This is a genomic window from Roseobacter sp. EG26, assembly GCF_049830555.1.
In the GTDB taxonomy this organism is placed as follows: domain Bacteria; phylum Pseudomonadota; class Alphaproteobacteria; order Rhodobacterales; family Rhodobacteraceae; genus Roseobacter.
Genome location: NZ_JBNBLH010000001.1, coordinates 1,049,784 through 1,068,442 on the forward strand (window position 1 = coordinate 1,049,784; position 18,659 = coordinate 1,068,442).

The following is an 18,659-nucleotide window of genomic DNA, read 5'->3' on the forward strand; positions in this document are numbered from 1 at the left end:
GCTCAGATCTGCCCGTTTTCAGGCGGCGTGTTCGGGTCTTTGCCGTTGGGATAGACAAGCCCGGCGGAGATCACCAGTTTGGCGGCTTCCTCCACGGTCATGTCCAGCTCGATGATGTCATCGGCAGGAAAAAACAGCAAAAATCCGGACGTCGGGTTCGGTGTCGTCGGTACGAACACACTGACCATGGGACGTGCATCATTTGCACGCGCGGCGATCTCGCCCTTGGTGGTAGTCGAGATGAACCCGATGGCCCAGATGCCACGCCGCGGGTATTCGATCAGACAGGCTTTTTCGAAGGAACGTTCCGATTGCGCAAAAACCGTCTCCGAAATCTGTTTGATGCCGGAATAGATTGTGCGGACAACGGGGGTGCGTTCCACAAGGCTTTCGCCGTATCTGATCAGTGATCGCCCGATCAGCCCCTTGGCCATCCACCCCACAACGATGGTGAAGACCAGGAAAATGACCACACCGATGCCGCGCACGTTGATCTGCACCGAAGGATCGAGCCCCAGGTAATCCTGAAGCACCTTGTCGGGCTGGTAGCTGTCGGGCACCAGTGGCAGCACAAAGCCGTCAATCCAACCCACCACCGACCAGATCAGCCAGATGGTCAGACCCACAGGTGCGATCACCACAAGCCCGGTCAGAAACGACGCCCGCAGGCGGGCAAAAAGGCTTCTGCGTGTCAGGGGTGGTTCAGGGTCAAACGGCGTATTCATAAACGTTTCTCAAACTGGTTAACCGTAGTTAGGCGCTTTATTGCCACTTCACAATGGCGTCCGGTTGGTTTCCCTTCAACTTCCCGCACCACGCGAAATACTGGTCAATTCCGTGGCAATTGATGCGGCCAGACGGGCGTTGTTGCGTACCAGTGCGATGTTTGCCGTCAGCGAGCGCCCCTCGGTCAGCTCGAAAATCCGTTGCAGCAGGTAGGGTGTGACGGCCTTGCCTCTGATCCCATGAGCATCCGCGTCCGATTGCGCCTGTGCAATGATCGGGGCCAGGGTTTCGGCGGATATTTCATCAGCCTGTGGAATGGGGTTGGCGACAAGCTGCCCGCCGGGCAATCCCAGCATGCCGCGCATGTGATGCGCCCGGGCAATCTCACCGGCCTGATCCATGCGCAGGGGCGCTTTCAGCAAAGAGGATGCACTCCAGAACGCCGGGAAATTATCCTGACCCACGGCGATCACCGGCACCCCTTGGGTTTCCAGAACTTCCAGCGTCTTGTCCACGTCCAGAATGGCTTTCGCGCCCGCGGCCACAACGGTCACTGGGGTTTGCGCCAGTTCCATCAGGTCAGCGGAGATGTCAAAGCTGTCTTCAGCGCCCCGGTGCACGCCGCCGATCCCGCCCGTGGCGAAAACCGCGATGCCAGCGGTATGGGCGGCGATCATGGTGGCTGCGACCGTGGTCGCACCAGTGCCGCCTGTGGCCATGCAGGCGGCTATATCGGCACGCGACAGCTTGGCAACCCCTTTGGCCTGCGCCAGTTCTTCCAACTGTATGTCGTCGAGGCCGATGTGCAACGTGCCATCCATCACGGCGATGGTCGCCGGGGTCACCCCTTCAGCGCGGATGTCGTTTTCCACCTGGCGGGCAACCTCAAGGTTCTGCGGATAGGGCATGCCATGGGTGATGATGGTGCTTTCCAGTGCGACAATGGGTCTGCCAGCGGCTTTTGCGGCGGCAACCTCGGCAGAGAGGATCAGGGGCAGGGCGGTCATAGGGCAGTTTCTCCGGAAACATAGGTGGCGGCGGCGTGCAGGGCGCGTCTCAGCGCGTCTTCGGGGCTGGACCCTTCGGCATCTGCGGCGATATGGGCGGCCATGAAGGTATCACCGGCCCCTGTGACGCGGGTCACCAGAACCTGCGGCGGGGTCTGGGTGATCAGCGCGTCCGCACGACCCTCGGTCGCATCCGATCCACCATCGGTGACCAGAACGCGCGCCGCGCCACGTTTCAGCAGCCCTTCGGCCGCGTCACGCGAATTGGCGAATTTCTTCTGGCAGAGCAGCCCGGCCTCTTCGAGATTGACATAAAGCGTGCCGCGCCCGGTCTGCACAAAGGGGGCCAGCCTTTCGGCCTTGCCCGGCGAGGCAGGCGCCACGCGCAAATCCGCCTGCGCCAGCAGCGGGCTGCGGGCAATATCGCTCAGCAGTTTCAGGGTCAGATTGCCGTCAAGCGCCACCAGCCCCTCATAGGGTGTTTCCGGCGTCGCCAGCCGCCCATCCGACAGCGGTGCCAGTATCTTGGCGCCCGCCGCCTCAAGCGAATGCGCATCGGCAATGGCCGCGATCAGGCCGTTTGCACCTTCGACGGCCATGTAGATGTCGGTTGGCAAGTCGTCGGAGCGGTAGACCGTGTCGGTGATCATGCCGCGCGCGGCACAGGCGCTGATCAACTCATCGCCTTCCGCATCTCGCCCGATGGCCGTCAACAGCGCCGGGGTGAGATCAAAGCGTGCAAGTGTCATGGCGATGTTCATGGCCACGCCGCCGGGCAGGCGAGTGATCCGCCCGGGCACATCTGATCCCTGCCGCATGGCGCTGGCGGACCGGCCGATGATGTCCCACAGAACCGAGCCGATACACAAAATGTCAGGCGTAGATTTCATAGCCGTCTTGTGACGGGGAAGTGCGGGGGGTTCAAGAGCGGGCTGCTATTATTCGGGCACAGCAAAGGTCAGCGCCGCCCAGAGGGTTTCCCACACCGGGGCGTTTTCAGCCGTGCCTGCGGCGGCACTGGGGCGCAGCACCACCGCGTCGAGCAGATAGTCATGCCCTTGCCTGACAGGCAGTACCGCTATTCCGTCGTCATCCGTGCGGGTGAGCGACACCGTTACGCTGCCATCCGCCGCGCGGTCAAAGATTTCGACCTGCGCATCCGCGCGCGGCACGCCCTGATAATAGACCTGCACACGCATCTGCCCGTCAAATCCCGGATCATAGGGGTTTGTCAGGGCGACAAATTCCGTGGCCAGCCCAAAGGCGCGGTCCGCTCCGGCCCCAGCACCCACCGCGACCAGTGCCTTGGCATGGCGCGTATAGGTCTCGCGAAACCGTTCCTTCGACCAGCCAGCGGCCTCGTGATCCGCCGCAGCATCCGGGAAATCCTTGTGATCGGCAAATTTCAGAAACTTTTCCCATTCCTTATACGTCAGGTTGGAAGAGGTCGTTTCATGCAGGATCACCAGCAACCCCGCTCCTGGCGCTGTGACCTCCAGTGCAGGTGTGTCGCCGATGCGCCCCTCAACAGGGGTCAGCTCATCGCCCGAAACCATGTCAAATCGGGTGAACCGGTTGTCAAACCAGGCCAGCGAGGAGCCCTTGAAATTCTGACCATTGCGCAAATGGGCAACAAGTTCCGCACCGGGTGCAACCTGAAACTGTTCCGGTTCAATCCAAAACTCATGGCCAACCGCGGGCTGACCGGTTAGCAGTAGGGCCACGATGAAAAGACGAGAGATCACGATGTTATCCACGTTAAAAACCTTCCTGTTCAAGCTGTTGTTTTTGGCAGTTTTGTCAACCGCTGCTCTGTGGCTCGACGCGCCTGCAAGCCGCGCCCATGAATTGCAACCCACGATCGCTGACCTTTCCCTGTCACCGGACGATCATGTCACGCTGGATTTTCGCATCAATATCGAGGCTTTCCTCTCCGGTGTTGATCTTGATCTTGTGGATAACACCGATGATGACGCGGCCAGCGACGCTTATACACGCTTGCGTGATCTGCCTGCGGATGCGCTCTCCGAACTTGTGCCGCAATTGACCACACTGTGGAACGCGGCCCCGCTGGCCGAAGCGGATGTGCCCCTGAGTTTCAGCATCGCGCAGCTGGAGGTGCCTGAAGATGTGGATATCGAACTGCCCCGCATTTCGCTTCTGACCCTGACGGCCCCTCTGCCTGAAGGTGCGCGCGCGGTCACGCTGCATTGGCCCACCGGGTCTGGGGCGCTGGTGCTGCGCCAGCAGGGGGTCGAGGAACCTTACACCGGCTATCTGGCAGGCGGCGACAGCAGCCCGCCCATCGCCTTTGCCGGGGGTGGTGCGCAGACGCTGACGCAGGCGTTTCTGGGCTATATCCCGGTGGGGTTTGACCACATCCTACCCAAAGGGCTTGATCATATTCTCTTTGTGCTGGGCCTGTTTTTCCTGAGCACGAAGCTGCGCCCGCTGGTCTGGCAGGTCAGCGCCTTCACGCTGGCGCACACGGTCACGCTCGCGCTGGGGGCTCTGGGCCTTGTGAGCATCAACGCGTCGGTGGTGGAGCCGATGATTGCCGCCTCCATCGTCTTTGTCGCGGTGGAGAATATCTTTACCTCGGGGCTCAACCCCTGGCGGCCTGTCATCATCTTTGGCTTCGGGTTGCTGCACGGGTTGGGGTTTGCCTCCGTGCTGGGAGAGTTTGGCCTGCCAGAAGGTCAGTTCATCCCGGCCCTCATCGGGTTCAACATCGGGGTCGAGCTGGGCCAGCTGACCGTGATCGCACTGGCCTTTGCCTGCGTGGGCTGGTTTGCCAAACGGCCCTGGTATCGGGCCCGTATCGCCATTCCCGCCTCCTGCGTGATCGCGGCGGTCGGGGCCTATTGGTTTGTGGAGCGTGTCTTTTTGTGACGGCTCACACCATGGCGCTGGTCAGGGCACCCAAGGCTTTGGCCGGCGCGTCCGCATCCCAGATTTCCGAGCCGATGCCAAAGAAATCCGTGTGCGGCGCAAGCTGTGCCACCATGTCGGCGGTCAGATCGCCTTCGGCCACCACCGGCACCTCGATCACCTCTGACCACCATTGAAACAGATCCAACGGGGCGAAACTCCCGTCTCCCAGTGCGGAGGCGCGTAAGGGTCCGAAACTCACGTAATCCGCGCCCGCTTCGCCAGCTGTCATGCCATCATGGCGCGAGGTCGCACAATAACTGCCCACAATGGCCTCCGCACCAAGCGCCTTGCGCGTTTCGCGGACCGAACGGGCAGCATCGGTCAGATGCACGCCGTCCAAGCCCAACCGGTCTGCCAGCACCGAGTGATCGCTGAGCACAAGGGCGATGTCACGGGCATGGGTGACTTCACGCAAGGCGTCTGCCGCGCGTGACAGCCGGTCTTCGTCCTTGGTGGACAGGCTCAGGCGCACACAAGCCACCTCATGTGCATCCAGAACAGAGGCCAGAACGTCGGGAAAGCTGCTCAGTTCGAATTCCGGCGGGGTAATCAAATATAGCTGCGGCTGCTCGGGCATGTCCATGAACGGGATCCTTCCGTGGTCTTTGGCAGAGCAGTAGCGCACCTGCAAACGAATGGAAATGAATATGCCCGTGACGCGGAAAAATTCGCATGGGGGCGGGCTGCATGTTGCGGGCGCGCAGCACGCAGCTTATGAGGCGGGCATGACAAAGCCCGTTGAGCAACCCGAAACACCCGCCTTCGTGCTGGTGCGCCCCCAGATGGGCGAGAACATTGGTGCTGCTGCGCGCGCGATGTGGAATTTCGGCCTCGACCGGATGCGTCTTGTGGCCCCCCGTGACGGCTGGCCGAACCCCGCGGCGACAGCGATGGCAAGCGGAGCAGGGCGGCTGCTGGACGGCGCGCGGCTCAGCCCCGATCTGCCGGATGCCGTGGCCGATTGCTCTTATGTCTTTGCCACCACGGCGCGGGCGCGGGATTTGACCAAGCCGGTCTTCAGCCCCGAAGCAGCAATGCAGATGGCGGCGGAAAAGATCGCGTCCGGGCAGCGGGTCGCCGTCCTTTTTGGCCCGGAGCGGGCCGGGCTTGAAAACGACGATATCGCCCGGGCCAATGCGATTATTTCGGTGCCCGTGAACCCCGAATTTGCCTCGCTCAATCTGGCGCAATGTGTGCTGCTGGTGGGTTATGAATGGATGCGCGCCGTGGGCGAGGTGATGGATCACACCACCGAAATGGCAGGCACGGACTGGGCCGAAGGGGTGGAGGTGGAACATCTGGCGCAACACTATCAAGACCGGCTGGAAGAGGCCGGATTTTTCTTTCCCGAACACAAAGCCAACTCCATGCGGACCAATCTGCGCAACATGTGGAGCCGCATGCCGCTGACCCGTGCAGATGTGCAGATGCTGCACGGGGTGATGCGCCAGATGGTCCGCTGGAAAACGCGCGACGACTAGCAACTGGACGCGCCCGGTCAAGCGCCTTAGGTATGCGGCTGAAGTTAAGACAAGGACGATGGCATGAGCCGCAAACGCAAGCTCTTCGAAGAGGTCGGCACCGAGCAGCAAACGCGGCCCGTTGCGCAAACAGGGGTCATTGATCAGGGTCGTGGCGGCGCGCGTGGCGCAATCCGTATCTGGCTGATGGTCCTCTTTGCTCTGGTCTTTTTGATGATCGCCGTGGGCGGGCTGACACGGTTGACCGACAGCGGGCTCAGCATCACCGAATGGCGCCCGATCACCGGGGCGCTGCCGCCGATGAATGCGGCTGACTGGGAAATGGAATTCGCGAAATATCAGGCGATTGATGAATTCCGGATTCAGAACCAGTGGATGCAACTCGATGATTTCAAAGTGATTTACTGGTGGGAATGGGGCCATCGCCAATTGGGCCGCGTCGTCGGGCTGGTCTGGGCTCTGGGCTTTGCGTGGTTCGCGCTGCGGCGGCAAATTCCGACCGGCTGGTCGCCGAAACTGCTGTTTCTGGGCGCGCTTGGCGGCGCGCAGGGGGCCATTGGCTGGTGGATGGTCGCCTCCGGCGTGACCCAGGGCGAGGGCGTGACAGATGTGGCCAGTTACCGTCTGGCTACCCATCTTGGCTTGGCTTTCGTCATTCTGGGTTTCATCACCTGGTATATTCTGCAACTCGGGCGATCAGGCCGTGATCTGATGCAGGCCCGGCGTGCCAAGGAGGCCAGACAATGGGGGCTGGCTACCGGATTGATGCATTTCGCCTTCCTGCAAATCCTGTTGGGCGCGCTGGTCGCGGGCATCGACGCCGGGCGCAGCTATACCGACTGGCCGCTGATGGGCGGGCAGGTCTTTCCGGCCAGTGCTTTTGTGCTTGACCCGCTGTGGCGCAACTTCTTTGAAAGCCCCGGACTGGTGCAGTTCATCCACCGGGTCAGCGGTTATCTACTGGCGGGTTTTGCCATGGTGGTCTGGCTGCGGGGCCGCAAATCCGCCCATGCCACAACGCGCTTTGCCTTCAATGCCATGATCGCCGCCGTGGCCTTGCAGATCGTGATCGGTATCGCCACGGTGCTCTATGGTGCGCCGGTGCATATCGCGCTGCTCCACCAGCTTCTGGCCGTGGTCCTCTGGGTGCTGATCCTACGCGCCCGGTTCCTGAGCGGCTATCCCATTGCCACGTCTTTGAGAGGAAACACCCCATGACTGCATTTGACGCCCTCATGGCGCATGCCCGTGAAACGCAGGCTCTGGTGCAAGTCGCCGGACGTCTGGGCTGGGATCAGGAGACCATGATGCCGCGCGGGGCGGCCCCGCAACGGGGTGAAGAAATGGCCGCGATGGAAAGCGTTCTGCACGCCCGCCGTGTCGATGCGCGGGTGGCGGGCTGGCTGGCGGAACTGGATGGCGCCGATCTGGATGCGCAGGCGCAGGCGCAGCTTCGCCACATCCGGCGCAGCCATGACCGCGCCAGTAAGGTGCCCGCCGATCTGGCCGCCCGCATCGCGCGGGTGACATCCGAAGCGCAGGGCACCTGGGCCGAGGCCCGCAGCGCGGATGATTTTGCTACCTTTGCCCCCACGCTCGAAGAGGTGATCACCCTGAAACGCGAGGAAGGGCAGGCCCTGGCAAATGGCGGCGATGTCTATGACGCCATGCTGGCCGACTATGAACCCGGCACCACCGGGGCGGAGCTTGAGGCGATGTTTGGCGCGCTGCGTCCCGAGCTTGCCGCGCTGCGGGCGGCCGTGCGCGCGGCCGATGCGCCACCCAAACTCAGCGGTTCCTTTGATGAGGCAGCCCAGATGAAACTGACCCGCAAGCTGGCCAGGGCCTTCGGTTATGACATGACCCATGGGCGCGTCGACAAGGCGGTGCACCCTTTCAGTTCCGGCTCCGGGCTCGATGTGCGCATCACAACCCGCACCAGCGCAGAGGATCCGTTCAACTGTTTCTATTCCACAATCCACGAGGTCGGTCACGCCGCCTATGAGCAGAATATCAACCGCGACTATCTGCTGACCCCGCTGGGCGAAGGCGTGTCCATGGGCGTGCATGAAAGCCAGAGCCGCATCTATGAAAACCAGATCGGGCGCAGCCGCGCCTTTACCGGCTGGCTCTATGGCCAGATGCGCGACATGTTCGGCGATTTCGGCATTGCCGATGAAGACGCCTTTTACGCCTGTGTGAACCGGGTCTCGGATGGCTACATCCGGACCGAGGCGGATGAATTGCAGTATAATTTGCACGTGCTGATGCGCTTTGATCTCGAACGCGCGCTGATGGCCGGTGATCTGCAGGTCGCCGATCTCGAAGCCGCGTGGAATGACCGTTTCGAGGCTGATTTCGGCTTTGCGGTGGATAAACCTTCGAACGGCGTATTGCAGGATGTGCACTGGTCGGTTGGTCTCTTCGGCTATTTCCCGACTTACAGCCTGGGCAATGTCTACGCGGGCTGCCTGCACGAAGCCCTGCGCAGCGCCGTGCCGGACCTCGACAGCCATCTGGCGCAGGGTGACACGTCACCGGCCACCGATTGGCTGCGCGAGAACGTACAAAGCCACGGCGGTCTCTATGAGCCCCGCGACGTCATCGCCCGCGCCCGAGGTGCTGACCCTTCAGAAGCCCCGCTGCTGGCCTATCTGAGAGAAAAATTCACCACCATCTATGGCCTTTAACCAAGTTCAGGGAGATACTCCGAAGTCATAACGCCGCCGCATTCTGCTTGCACTGTTGGCTCAGCAAGATGGGAGCCGGAAATGTTCAAGCGTGGACTTACAATTTTCCTTATTGGTTTGGCGGCTTTTTCCGCGAATGCTGAAAATCCGCCAGTTGTTACGTTATCAGAATTGCGGCAGTTAGCGTACGACGGTGAGGTGAAAGCCGTATCCGCTGCGTTGAAACAGGCCCAGGATGTCTATCTTTCGGGTGAGATTTCGGCTGACTACATGCGCACCCTCTTTTCTGGTTTCCAGACAACAGATCGGCGCATGATCGCGTTCATCAACAAATGGCTTGAAGACGATCCTACGGGTGCGATGCCTAATATCGCGCGATTTTGGAGCATCAGTTCGGCGGCAGATGGACTCATTGGGACATCCTTTGCAAGTGATCTACATCGTGATGCGTTTTCCGCTTACAGGTTCTTGTTGAGCGAAGCGGGGCGCAGGGTTCGTTTGGCATTCGAGGAAGACCCTGATCTTATTCCGGTCTCCGACGGTGCCTTAAAACTCGTGGCGATTACCGGCGTAATGGACCAACCGGGGGTGTTCGTTGACCGCATTATGGAAATGCGACCGAACTGGGGAACGCTACACCGCGTGTTGTTTTTGGCGAACCCAGCGTACAATGGTTCTGTCGAAATGCTGGATCGGATTTGTGAACGCTATGGGCCGATGGTGCCGACCGACGGTGTGGATATGGTTTTCCGGTGCAAGTTCGTTGGGCGTTACGAAGACTTCAACGATGAGTCCTTCGACTGGCTCGTGTCCAAGGTGGATGAAGATGACGATCGGTACCTCGATTTCTACCGGGCAAAATTCATTATCACCATGGCGCACGATGGCTTGGCATCCGACAAGCAAATGCGATTTGCCCGGCGGATCATGTCTGAACCGACACGCATCAATCTCAATCTCGCAATGCGATATAACGCTTTTATTGCCCAGCCCAATGGATGGCCAAAAATTGATCGGCAGGTGATCCTGCAAGCGCGGGCCCATGCGAGGGAAGCTTTGAAGCACGATCCATATAATCACGATCTGATTGATATGGCACTTCTCGATTGGGCTCCGGCGGGCGATCAAAAGCGCAGCAAGAGAAAACACGAAAAGCTGCCCGATCCGATTGATGCAGCAACACGGATTGAATACGCTCGTCGGAAACTTGTTACCCGACCACATGACCCGCATCTTTGGTCGGACTACGCGGGTCAGCTAACGGGGCGAGGGACGCCTGACGCTTTCCTTGCTGGGGACCCGTACCTCGAAAATGCTGCCTATTACAGTGGTCATGATGCCGGTTTTCTTTCGTCGATCATGGCGCGAAAACTTCTTCAGTATCAGGCGGTTGAGGCCGCGGCCACGATGGAGATTTCGGATGTGTGGAAAGATTTTTTTGCTGATCTCGATGTTGAGTATCACATCTATTGTCCATATCTGCGAGCGTATCGTCAGCAACAGGCCCTTTGTGACACCGGAGGCGCCGAGATGGAGATGCTCTGCGACATGGGTCCGCAATTTACAGAACCTATGGAGGCACTCGCGAGGCTCGCAGCGAACACCGATAGTTGCGATTTCGCTGCTACGGCACCGTTGTCGAGATTACGCTACGACCCTATCGGGTTACCGCTATCAGCCGTGCCAGGCGGCTGATAGCGGCACCGTCTACGCCTCGGAGCCTTCTGAATCCTCTGCCTCGGGTTCCCCCTGATCCGCGATCCAGGCGACGCTGACAACTTCTTCGCCCTTGCCGGTATCGAATACCTTGACCCCACCCGCCGAGCGGGACCGGAAGGAAATGCCTTCGACCGGCACGCGGATCGACTGACCCTTGGAGGTGGCCAGCATGATCTGGTCGTCCATCTCCACCGGGAAGGAGGCGACCAGCGCCCCACCGCGCATGCCCTTGTCCATGGCCTGCACACCCATGCCGCCGCGCCCGCGCACCGGGTAATCGTGGCTGGAACTCAGCTTGCCGGTGCCCTTGGAGGTCAGCGTCAGGATCAGATTTTCCGCCGCCGACATCTCCGCATAGCGCTGCTGGCTGATGGTGGCATTTGCATCGGTGCTTTCGTCGTCGGTCATATCGGCGTCATCCGCCAGACCAGCCATCGCGCGGCGCATCTTGAGGTAAGCGGCCCGTTCGTCCGGGCTGGCGTTGAAATGGCGGATCACCGACATCGAAACCACCTTGTCGTGACCTGTCAATCTCACACCCCGCACCCCGACGGAACTGCGCGAGTTGAACACACGCACGTCGGAGGAGGGGAAGCGGATCGCGCGGCCAGACGCGGTGACCAGCATCACATCATCATCCGGAGAGGCGATGCGCGCGTTGATCAGCGTTGTCTGCGCATGCTCGTCCTCGAACTTCATTGCGATCTTGCCGTTGGATTTCACATTTGTGAAGTCTGACAAGGCGTTACGCCGCACTGTTCCGGCAGAGGTGGCAAAGACGATCTGCAATTCCGACCAGTCTTTTTCATCCCGGTCGATGGGCAGAATCGCAGCCACGGACACGCCCGGCGGGATCGGCAGGATGTTGACGATCGCCTTGCCCTTGGAGGTGCGCCCGCCCTGCGGCAAACGCCAGGTCTTGAGCTTGTAGGCCATGCCATCGGTGGTGAAGAACAAAAGCTGCGTATGCGTGTTGGCGACAAAGAGGGTGGTGACCACGTCCTCTTCCTTGGTCTGCATGCCCGCCAGACCCTTGCCGCCGCGGCGCTGACTGCGGAAATCGGCGAGCGGCGTGCGTTTGATATAGCCGCCGGAGGTGACCGTCACGACCATATCTTCGCGCGCGATCAGGTCTTCGTCCTCCATGTCACCCGACCAGTCGACAATCTCGGTCCGGCGTGGCACCGCGAAAAGGTCGCGCACTTCGCGCAGCTCGTCGGCGATGATGCCCATGATCCGGTCGCGCGATCCGAGAATTTCCAGGTATTCCTTGATCTTACCGGCCAGTTCTTCCAGCTCGTCCGTGACCTCCTTAACCCCGATTTGGGTCAGCCGTTGCAGCCGCAGTTCCAGGATCGCGCGCGCCTGCGCCTCGGAGAGGTTATAGGTGCCGTCGTCATTGGCGGTATGGGTCGGATCATCAATAAGCGCGATATAGGGCAGGATGTCCTGCGCCGGCCAGCGCCGCGTCATCAGCTTTTGCCGCGCTTCCGGCGCGTCCGCAGAGGCACGGATCGTGGCGACCACCTCGTCGATGTTGGTCACCGCCACGGCCAGACCGCACAGGATATGGCTGCGCTCGCGCGCCTTGCGCAGCAGATAGGCGGTGCGGCGCGCGACAACATCTTCGCGGAAGTCTATGAAATACGTCAGGAATTTCCGCAGTGTCAGCTGTTCGGGCCGACCACCATTCAGCGCCAGCATATTGCAGCCGAAATAGGTCTGCATCGGCGTGAACCGGTAAAGCTGGTTCATCACCACCTCAGCGGTGGCATCCCGTTTCAGCTCCACAACAACCCGCACCCCGTTCCGGTCGGATTCGTCCTGAACATGGGAGATGCCTTCGATTTTCTTCTCGCGCACCTGCTCAGCGATCTTCTCGATCATCGTGGCCTTGTTCACCTGATAGGGGATCTCGTCCACGATGATGGCCCAACGGTCCTTGCGGATTTCCTCCACCCGGGTTTTGGCGCGGATGATCACGCTGCCGCGCCCGTCAAGATAGGCTTTGCGCGCGCCAGAACGACCCAGCATGATGCCACCCGTAGGGAAATCAGGCCCCGGCACATATTCGATGAGCTGCTCGGAGGTCAGATCCGGTTCCTCGATCAGGGCGAGCGTCGCGTTAACCACTTCACCAAGGTTATGTGGTGGAATATTCGTGGCCATCCCAACGGCAATACCGCCCGCGCCATTGACCAGCATGTTGGGAAAACGGGCAGGGAGCACGGTCGGCTCCTGCTGCTTGCCATCGTAGTTATCCTGAAAATCGACAGTATCCTTGTCGATATCGGCCAGCAGATAGGCGGCAGGTTTGTCCATGCGCACTTCGGTATAGCGCATGGCGGCGGGGTTATCGCCGTCCATGGAGCCAAAGTTGCCCTGGCCATCGAGCAGCGGCAGCGACATGGAAAAATCCTGCGCCATGCGCACGAGGGCATCATAAATCGCGCTGTCACCATGGGGGTGATACTGGCCCATCACGTCGCCGACGGGACGCGCGGATTTGCGGTAGGATTTGTCATGGGTATTGCCGGTTTCATGCATGGCAAAGAGGATCCGGCGGTGCACCGGCTTCAACCCATCGCGCAAATCCGGAATGGCGCGGCTGACGATAACGGACATCGCATAGTCGAGGTAGGACGTGCGCATCTCATGTTCGATGCTGACCGACGGCCCGTCATACGCGGCGCGCTCCGGGGTCATTTCATCATCGTTTTCAGGGGGTTGTGGTGTGTCGCTCACGTGGTTCGCTCGATCTTCCCGCTGGCTCTATATCTTGTGGGAGCACACTATCAGAGGGGACATATAAGGTGCAATGCCTGTTCGTCAACAGGATTAGCAGCCAACTGGCTCAAGTGATAACACATTGTTTTCATTGAAAAGTAATTTTGTCATGGCATCCTGGTGCTGTGAAACAGTGAAAAGGTTAAAAAATGCCCGAATCTGAAACAGAACTTATGCTCAAAGGCTATGGGCTAACCACGGCCGAATTCTTTTACCACATTCCGGATTACACCCACGTGCTGAATACCTTCATCTGGCAGGAATATGATCTGGCACCCGACCATCCGAAGCTGTTCGAATTTGTCGAATTCTGGCAGTCAGAGATTGAAGGCCCACTTCATTCCGTGCGGTTTACCCATCGCAAGATGATCAGTCCGGGGGAATGGCGCAACGTGACGGGTGAATTCACCATACATTGAACCGTTCGCTCAGACAGAGCAACTGGCGCCCCCCAGAACGCAGAATTTCGCACAATGAGGATGGTTGAGCGCCACGTCCTTTTCGGCCTCTTCCAGCGTAGCGCCGAGTTCGAATTCCGCGGAATAGGGCAGCAATGTGCAGGCGAGCACAACCGGTGAGGCGTCGCCCTTGCGTTTGACGACCATGCGGGATGAGGAACACATCAATGCATCCGGCGATTTGTTCAGGATGTCCCAGCAGCCCTTAGTGATTTCCGGGACTTCGACCGTTTCGTCCATTTCAGGAAAGAGCACGGTCATGGTGGGGTCATGCGCATCAATGTCAAAGCCGTGTTTTTCGAAAAACGCCGCATAACCGGCGCGGCTTTCCACATCGCTTTCGGCCATGATAGAGCGCCCGGCGACCGCCATGCAGATACTGTTGTCCCTAAGCCATTCCATACCCGCCAGTGTTTTCCCGAAGGCTCCGGTACCACGTTCGCAGTCGTGCAAAAGCGGATCATGATGGTCCACGGAGATGCGTAGCGTCAGCCTGCCCGGATGCGCCTCATTCAACGCGACCAGCCCATCGCGCATCTTTGCGCGCATCATCGGTCGCATGGCATTGGTGAGGATCAAAACCTCATATCCACGCGCCAGTGCACGCCGCGCCATATCGATCATTTGCGGGTTCATGAAGGGCTCGCCCCCCGTGAAGGCGATTTCCGTAATCGGCCATTTCCTGTCCTCGATCTGGTCCAGGTAGGCCGAGACCTCATCCGCTGTAATATAGACCAGCCGATCATTTGTTGGGCTGCTCTCAATGTAGCAGTTCAGGCAGGTGATATTACACAGGGTCCCGGTGTTGAACCAAAGCGTTTTAGGGGAGGTCAGACGAACGGTCGCGCGCTCTTCACCTTTGGCGGTAAAAGCAGGTTCTAAGAATTTTCCTGCATTGGCCTGTGAGAGATCTTTCATGGGCGCGCGTGTCCTTCCTGTCAGCTTCCGGTGAATGTGTGCTAGGAGATAGACAAAGGCAAGAAAACATCTTTTGTTCTCTTTGCACGGGTTTGTGAACGGGTTTCAATCTGTTTCTGTTTGCGCTAACAGGAGCGCAAGACGCTCAGACATCTGGATTCAGGATAGACAATATGGTTTCGCGCGTAATTCCCGTCAGCCCCTTTGATCTCGTGATATTCGGCGGCACCGGCGACTTGGCCCGTCGCAAAATTCTGCCGGGGCTTTTCCGGCGTTACTGCGCGGGCCAAATGCCAAAGGACGCACGCATCGTGGGCGCCGCGCGCCGCGATATGGCGGCATCCGACTACGCGGAACTCGCCGCGGACGCCATCCGCGAATTCGGCGGTGGCAAAGCCTGCGAAGACGGCACGCTGGAGGAATTCCTGACCTGTCTTGACTACGTGACAATTGACGCGCGTGGGGAGAGAGGCTGGAAAGAGCTTCAGGAACGTATGGCTGGCAAGGGCCGTGTGGAGGCGTATTATTTCTCAGTAGCCCCGTCGCTTTTTGGCGATCTGGCCGAGCGCCTTCAGAGCCATGGCATGGCCGATGCGGAGGCGCGGATCGTCGTTGAAAAACCATTCGGGCGCGATCTGGCTTCGGCACAGTCCCTGAACGCAACGCTGGCAAAATATTTCGACGAAAAACAGATATACCGGATTGATCACTACCTGGGCAAAGAAACCGTTCAGAACCTCATGGCGGTGCGCTTTGGCAACATGCTGTTTGAGCCCTTGTGGAACAGTCAGTTTGTTGACCACATTCAGATCACGGTCGCCGAAACCGTCGGTGTGGGCGGACGCGGTGAATATTACGACAAATCCGGTGCTATGCGGGACATGGTGCAGAACCACCTGATGCAACTGCTCTGTCTGATCGCCATGGAACCCCCGGCGCGTTTCTCGCCGGATGCGGTACGTGATGAAAAGCTCAAGGTTATCAGAGCATTGGAGCCGGTGGAGCCACACCACATCGTGCGGGGCCAATATGAAGCGGACCCTGACGATCCTGAAGAACTCCCTGACTATCGAACGGCGGTGGGCGATCCGCGCTCTCGGACCGAGAGTTTTCTGGCCTTGAAAACCCATATTGCCAACTGGCGGTGGGCGGGCACGCCGTTTTATCTGCGCACCGGCAAACGGCTTTGCGCGCGTTCGTCCGAAATTTCCATTGTTTTCAAGGACACGCCGCATTCGATTTTTGGCGAGGAAGCCGGGCGTCATCGCAATGTCCTGTCGATCCGGCTGCAACCCAATGAGGGCATCACGCTGGGGGTGACAATCAAGGAGCCGGGCCCGGGCGGCATGCGGCTGATTGATGTGCCGCTGGACATGACGTTTGCCGATGCTCTGGGTCCGGATGGCGCCGAAAACGTGGATGCCTATGAGCGTTTGATCATGGATGTGATCCGGGGAAACCAGACGCTCTTTATGCGCGGAGACGAGGTGGAAGCCGCCTGGTCTTGGACGGATCCGATCATCGAGGGGTGGACAAACCGGGGCGATGTGCCCAAGCCTTACGACAGCCACGGCGCGGGGCCGGATGCTTCTGCACAGCTGATGCGCCGGGATGACCGGGAATGGCGGGAGATCACACCATGAAATTTGTCGAAAACTCGGATCGTGATATGGCGATCATGAACGTTGCACATGCGCTCACCAGCGATTTGCGCAAATGTCTGTTGCAGCACGAGTTTGCCAGCTTTGCAGTGCCGGGCGGGACAACGCCGGGGCCGGTTTTTGATGCCATGAGTTCGGTGGAAATCGACTGGTCGCGTGTGCATGTCATGCTGACGGATGAGCGTTGGGTGCCAGAGGATCATGCGCGATCCAATGCCGGTTTGGTGAAGGCCAGATTGCTGACCGGGCACGCCGCAAAAGCGCAGTTCGTCTCTTTCTATCGTGACGGAATGACCGCACAGGAAGCTGCCCCCGAGATTTCCGCGATGCTGACGGATCAAGTCCCGATTTCGGTTTTGCTGCTGGGCATGGGCGCGGATATGCACACGGCATCACTCTTTCCCGGCGCACCGGAACTGGAGGGCGTGATACACAGGGATGCACCGCTTGTCTGTGCGGTGACACCACACGATCAGCCTGAAACCCGTATTTCACTCAGCGGGCCCGCGTTGAATGGTGCGATGGACAAGCATCTGCTGATTTTCGGCGATGACAAGCGCGCGGCTTTTGATCGTGCAATGACATTGCCGGCGCTCGAAGCACCAATTGGTGCGGTCATCAAAGGAGGAACGGTTCATTGGGCAGCTTGAAGACACATTGGGACACGCTCCAAACCCGTTTTGATGCCACGCGCGCGAGGTCAATCCTGTCGCTTTTTGAGGACAGGCAGCGCGCGGTGTCTTTCAGCGCTCAGCTTGGTGATATGCTCTTTGATTATTCGAAAACCAATATCGATGACGACACGCGCGCAGCTCTCTTTGACCTCGTTGACGCAGCTGACGTGGCCACAAAGCGGGATGCCATGTTTGCGGGTGAGCCCATAAACGACACCGAAGGGCGCGCTGTTTTGCATACGGCTTTGCGTAATCTTGATGGCGGTCCGGTCTTGGTTGATGGTGCGGATGTCATGCCCGGGGTGCGCGATACATTGGCTCGGATGCGGGCCTATGCCGAAGACGTCCGCAGCAGTGACATCACCGATGTTGTCAACATCGGCATAGGCGGCTCTGATCTGGGGTCGGCGATGGCCGTGCAGGCGCTGTCGCCCTATCACGATGGCCCGCGCTGTCATTTTGTTTCCAACGTGGATGGCGCGCATGTCGCGGATACGCTGCGTGGGCTGGATGCGAAAACCACACTGGTGATTGTCGCGTCAAAGACCTTCACAACCATCGAAACCATGACAAATGCGCGCACGGCCAAGGCCTGGATGCAAGACCATGGGGGTGATCCGACCGCGCAATTTGCCGCCCTCAGCACGGCGGAAGATAAAACGCGGGATTTCGGCATTCCATCCGAGCGCGTCTTCGGGTTCGAGGACTGGGTCGGCGGGCGGTATTCCATGTGGGGGCCCATAGGCCTGTCGCTCATGATCGCCATCGGTGCCAAGGGGTTTGACGCCTTCTTGCGCGGGGGGCAGGCCATGGACAGTCATTTCCGCCACGCGGAGTGGTCAGAAAACCTGCCTGTGTTGCTGTCGCTCGTTGGTATTTGGCATGCACAGGTCTGCGGCTATGCCAGCCGCGCCGTTTTGCCCTATGATCAGAGGCTTGCCCGGTTGCCGGACTATTTCCAGCAGTTGGAAATGGAATCGAATGGCAAGGGCGTGCAGATGGATGGCGCCCCGGTCGAGGTCGATAGTGGCCCCATTGTCTGGGGTGCTGCGGGGACCAACGGGCAGCACGCATTCTATCAGTTGATCCATCAGGGCACACGGGTGATCCCCTGCGAGTTCATGATTGCAGCCGAAGGTCATGAGCCGGAGTTGAAACATCATCATCAACTGCTGATTGCCAATTGTCTGGCGCAATCCGAAGCCCTGATGCGCGGGCGATCCCTTGAAGAGGCCCGCGCGAAAATGCAAGCGGCCGGGTTCGAGGGCAAGGAGCTTGAACGACAAGCCCGCCACAGGGTTTTCAAGGGTAACAGGCCGTCTGTCACCTTGGCCTATCCGACGCTTGATCCGTTTACGCTGGGCCAGATCATCGCGCTCTATGAGCACCGCGTGTTTGTCGAAGGCGTCATTCTGGGCATCAACTCTTTTGATCAATGGGGCGTTGAACTGGGCAAGGAACTGGCGACCTCTTTGCAACCGGTTGTGGAAGGGGAAAAAGAGGCGTCGGGCAAGGACGGTTCAACCGTTGCTCTGGTCGGTTTTATTCACAAGCATCAGGCATAGGCGCTGAGAATCGCCGTCTGACCCGATGATCAACGCGCG

General features: G+C 59.4%; 16 protein-coding genes. 9 read left to right on the forward strand and 7 right to left on the reverse strand.

The features are described 5' to 3' along the window. Positions 1 to 2 precede the first annotated feature (2 nt). The 4 genes from ACOTTU_RS05170 to ACOTTU_RS05185 form a co-directional block, all read right to left on the reverse strand. Positions 3 to 725, reverse strand: coding sequence for a DUF502 domain-containing protein (locus tag ACOTTU_RS05170; protein ID WP_298918250.1), 723 nt, complete (start codon positions 723 to 725; stop codon positions 3 to 5). Between the two features lie 75 nt (positions 726 to 800). Next, positions 801 to 1,733: a pseudouridine-5'-phosphate glycosidase gene (locus ACOTTU_RS05175; protein WP_425656315.1), complete on the reverse strand. Its 933-nt coding sequence runs from the start codon at positions 1,731 to 1,733 to the stop codon at positions 801 to 803. Continuing rightward, positions 1,730 to 2,623 (reverse strand): PfkB family carbohydrate kinase, encoded by an 894-nt coding sequence (locus tag ACOTTU_RS05180; RefSeq protein ID WP_425656316.1) that lies wholly within the window; start codon positions 2,621 to 2,623, stop codon positions 1,730 to 1,732. Before ACOTTU_RS05180 ends, ACOTTU_RS05175 begins: the two co-directional genes overlap by 4 nt. A 48-nt stretch (positions 2,624 to 2,671) precedes the next feature. Continuing rightward, complete coding sequence (locus ACOTTU_RS05185) at positions 2,672 to 3,478, reverse strand: DUF4198 domain-containing protein (protein WP_425656317.1); 807 nt, start codon at positions 3,476 to 3,478, stop codon at positions 2,672 to 2,674. A 1-nt stretch (position 3,479) separates the two neighbouring features. Between ACOTTU_RS05185 and ACOTTU_RS05190 the strand changes: the two genes are divergently transcribed. Further along, positions 3,480 to 4,625: a HupE/UreJ family protein gene (locus ACOTTU_RS05190; RefSeq protein WP_425656318.1), complete on the forward strand. Its 1,146-nt coding sequence runs from the start codon at positions 3,480 to 3,482 to the stop codon at positions 4,623 to 4,625. A gap of 4 nt (positions 4,626 to 4,629) precedes the next feature. Here the strand turns inward: ACOTTU_RS05190 and ACOTTU_RS05195 are convergent, their stop codons facing one another. Continuing rightward, positions 4,630 to 5,250 carry a thiamine phosphate synthase gene (locus tag ACOTTU_RS05195; protein ID WP_425656319.1) on the reverse strand — a complete coding sequence of 207 codons (621 nt, stop codon included), beginning with the start codon at positions 5,248 to 5,250 and terminating at the stop codon, positions 4,630 to 4,632. A 142-nt stretch (positions 5,251 to 5,392) separates the two neighbouring features. On the opposite strand from ACOTTU_RS05195, the gene ACOTTU_RS05200 reads away from it, so the two are divergent. From ACOTTU_RS05200 to ACOTTU_RS05215, 4 genes are all read left to right on the forward strand, one after another. Beyond that, the gene (locus ACOTTU_RS05200) at positions 5,393 to 6,148 is read left to right on the forward strand and encodes an RNA methyltransferase (RefSeq protein WP_425656483.1); all 756 of its coding nucleotides are present in this window, start codon (positions 5,393 to 5,395) and stop codon (positions 6,146 to 6,148) included. Between the two features lie 63 nt (positions 6,149 to 6,211). Beyond that, positions 6,212 to 7,366: a heme A synthase gene (gene ctaA / locus ACOTTU_RS05205; protein ID WP_425656320.1), complete on the forward strand. Its 1,155-nt coding sequence runs from the start codon at positions 6,212 to 6,214 to the stop codon at positions 7,364 to 7,366. Then, positions 7,363 to 8,838 (forward strand): carboxypeptidase M32, encoded by a 1,476-nt coding sequence (locus ACOTTU_RS05210; RefSeq protein WP_425656321.1) that lies wholly within the window; start codon positions 7,363 to 7,365, stop codon positions 8,836 to 8,838. The genes ctaA and ACOTTU_RS05210 overlap by 4 nt, the downstream gene beginning before the upstream one ends. An 81-nt stretch (positions 8,839 to 8,919) precedes the next feature. Then, complete coding sequence (locus ACOTTU_RS05215) at positions 8,920 to 10,533, forward strand: hypothetical protein (protein ID WP_425656322.1); 1,614 nt, start codon at positions 8,920 to 8,922, stop codon at positions 10,531 to 10,533. A gap of 12 nt (positions 10,534 to 10,545) precedes the next feature. On the opposite strand, the gene gyrA is transcribed toward ACOTTU_RS05215, so the two are convergent. Beyond that, complete coding sequence (gyrA, locus tag ACOTTU_RS05220; protein WP_425656323.1) at positions 10,546 to 13,302, reverse strand: DNA gyrase subunit A; 2,757 nt, start codon at positions 13,300 to 13,302, stop codon at positions 10,546 to 10,548. Positions 13,303 to 13,493: 191 nt separating this feature from the next. Between gyrA and ACOTTU_RS05225 the strand changes: the two genes are divergently transcribed. Continuing rightward, positions 13,494 to 13,763, forward strand: coding sequence for an usg protein (locus ACOTTU_RS05225; protein WP_298918264.1), 270 nt, complete (start codon positions 13,494 to 13,496; stop codon positions 13,761 to 13,763). Positions 13,764 to 13,772: 9 nt separating this feature from the next. Here ACOTTU_RS05225 and ACOTTU_RS05230 read toward each other — a convergent pair whose 3' ends face one another. Beyond that, positions 13,773 to 14,720, reverse strand: a complete 948-nt coding sequence (locus tag ACOTTU_RS05230; protein ID WP_425656324.1) for a radical SAM protein — start codon at positions 14,718 to 14,720, stop codon at positions 13,773 to 13,775. 173 nt (positions 14,721 to 14,893) lie between these two features. Between ACOTTU_RS05230 and zwf the strand changes: the two genes are divergently transcribed. The 3 genes from zwf to pgi are packed head-to-tail and all read left to right on the forward strand — an operon-like array spanning position 14,894 to position 18,620. Then, entirely contained in the window at positions 14,894 to 16,363 is a 1,470-nt protein-coding gene (gene zwf, locus ACOTTU_RS05235; RefSeq protein WP_425656325.1) for a glucose-6-phosphate dehydrogenase, read from the forward strand. Then, entirely contained in the window at positions 16,360 to 17,031 is a 672-nt protein-coding gene (pgl, locus tag ACOTTU_RS05240; protein ID WP_425656326.1) for a 6-phosphogluconolactonase, read from the forward strand. The genes zwf and pgl overlap by 4 nt, the downstream gene beginning before the upstream one ends. Continuing rightward, complete coding sequence (pgi, locus tag ACOTTU_RS05245; protein ID WP_425656485.1) at positions 17,028 to 18,620, forward strand: glucose-6-phosphate isomerase; 1,593 nt, start codon at positions 17,028 to 17,030, stop codon at positions 18,618 to 18,620. Before pgl ends, pgi begins: the two co-directional genes overlap by 4 nt. Positions 18,621 to 18,659 lie beyond the last annotated feature (39 nt).

Excerpts from the sequence above, each read along its gene's own strand:
- ACOTTU_RS05225 (WP_298918264.1), top strand. The coding sequence starts at position 13,494 with ATGCCCGAATCTGAAACAGAACTTATGCTCAAAGGCTATGGGCTAACC.
- ACOTTU_RS05215 (WP_425656322.1), top strand. The coding sequence starts at position 8,920 with ATGTTCAAGCGTGGACTTACAATTTTCCTTATTGGTTTGGCGGCTTTT.
- ACOTTU_RS05230 (WP_425656324.1), bottom strand. The coding sequence starts at position 14,720 with ATGAAAGATCTCTCACAGGCCAATGCAGGAAAATTCTTAGAACCTGCT.
- ACOTTU_RS05180 (WP_425656316.1), bottom strand. The coding sequence starts at position 2,623 with ATGAAATCTACGCCTGACATTTTGTGTATCGGCTCGGTTCTGTGGGAC.
- ACOTTU_RS05175 (WP_425656315.1), bottom strand. The coding sequence starts at position 1,733 with ATGACCGCCCTGCCCCTGATCCTCTCTGCCGAGGTTGCCGCCGCAAAA.
- pgl (WP_425656326.1), top strand. The coding sequence starts at position 16,360 with ATGAAATTTGTCGAAAACTCGGATCGTGATATGGCGATCATGAACGTT.
- ACOTTU_RS05170 (WP_298918250.1), bottom strand. The coding sequence starts at position 725 with ATGAATACGCCGTTTGACCCTGAACCACCCCTGACACGCAGAAGCCTT.
- ACOTTU_RS05195 (WP_425656319.1), bottom strand. The coding sequence starts at position 5,250 with ATGGACATGCCCGAGCAGCCGCAGCTATATTTGATTACCCCGCCGGAA.
- ACOTTU_RS05190 (WP_425656318.1), top strand. The coding sequence starts at position 3,480 with ATGTTATCCACGTTAAAAACCTTCCTGTTCAAGCTGTTGTTTTTGGCA.
- ACOTTU_RS05210 (WP_425656321.1), top strand. The coding sequence starts at position 7,363 with ATGACTGCATTTGACGCCCTCATGGCGCATGCCCGTGAAACGCAGGCT.
- ctaA (WP_425656320.1), top strand. The coding sequence starts at position 6,212 with ATGAGCCGCAAACGCAAGCTCTTCGAAGAGGTCGGCACCGAGCAGCAA.
- ACOTTU_RS05200 (WP_425656483.1), top strand. The coding sequence starts at position 5,393 with ATGACAAAGCCCGTTGAGCAACCCGAAACACCCGCCTTCGTGCTGGTG.
- zwf (WP_425656325.1), top strand. The coding sequence starts at position 14,894 with ATGGTTTCGCGCGTAATTCCCGTCAGCCCCTTTGATCTCGTGATATTC.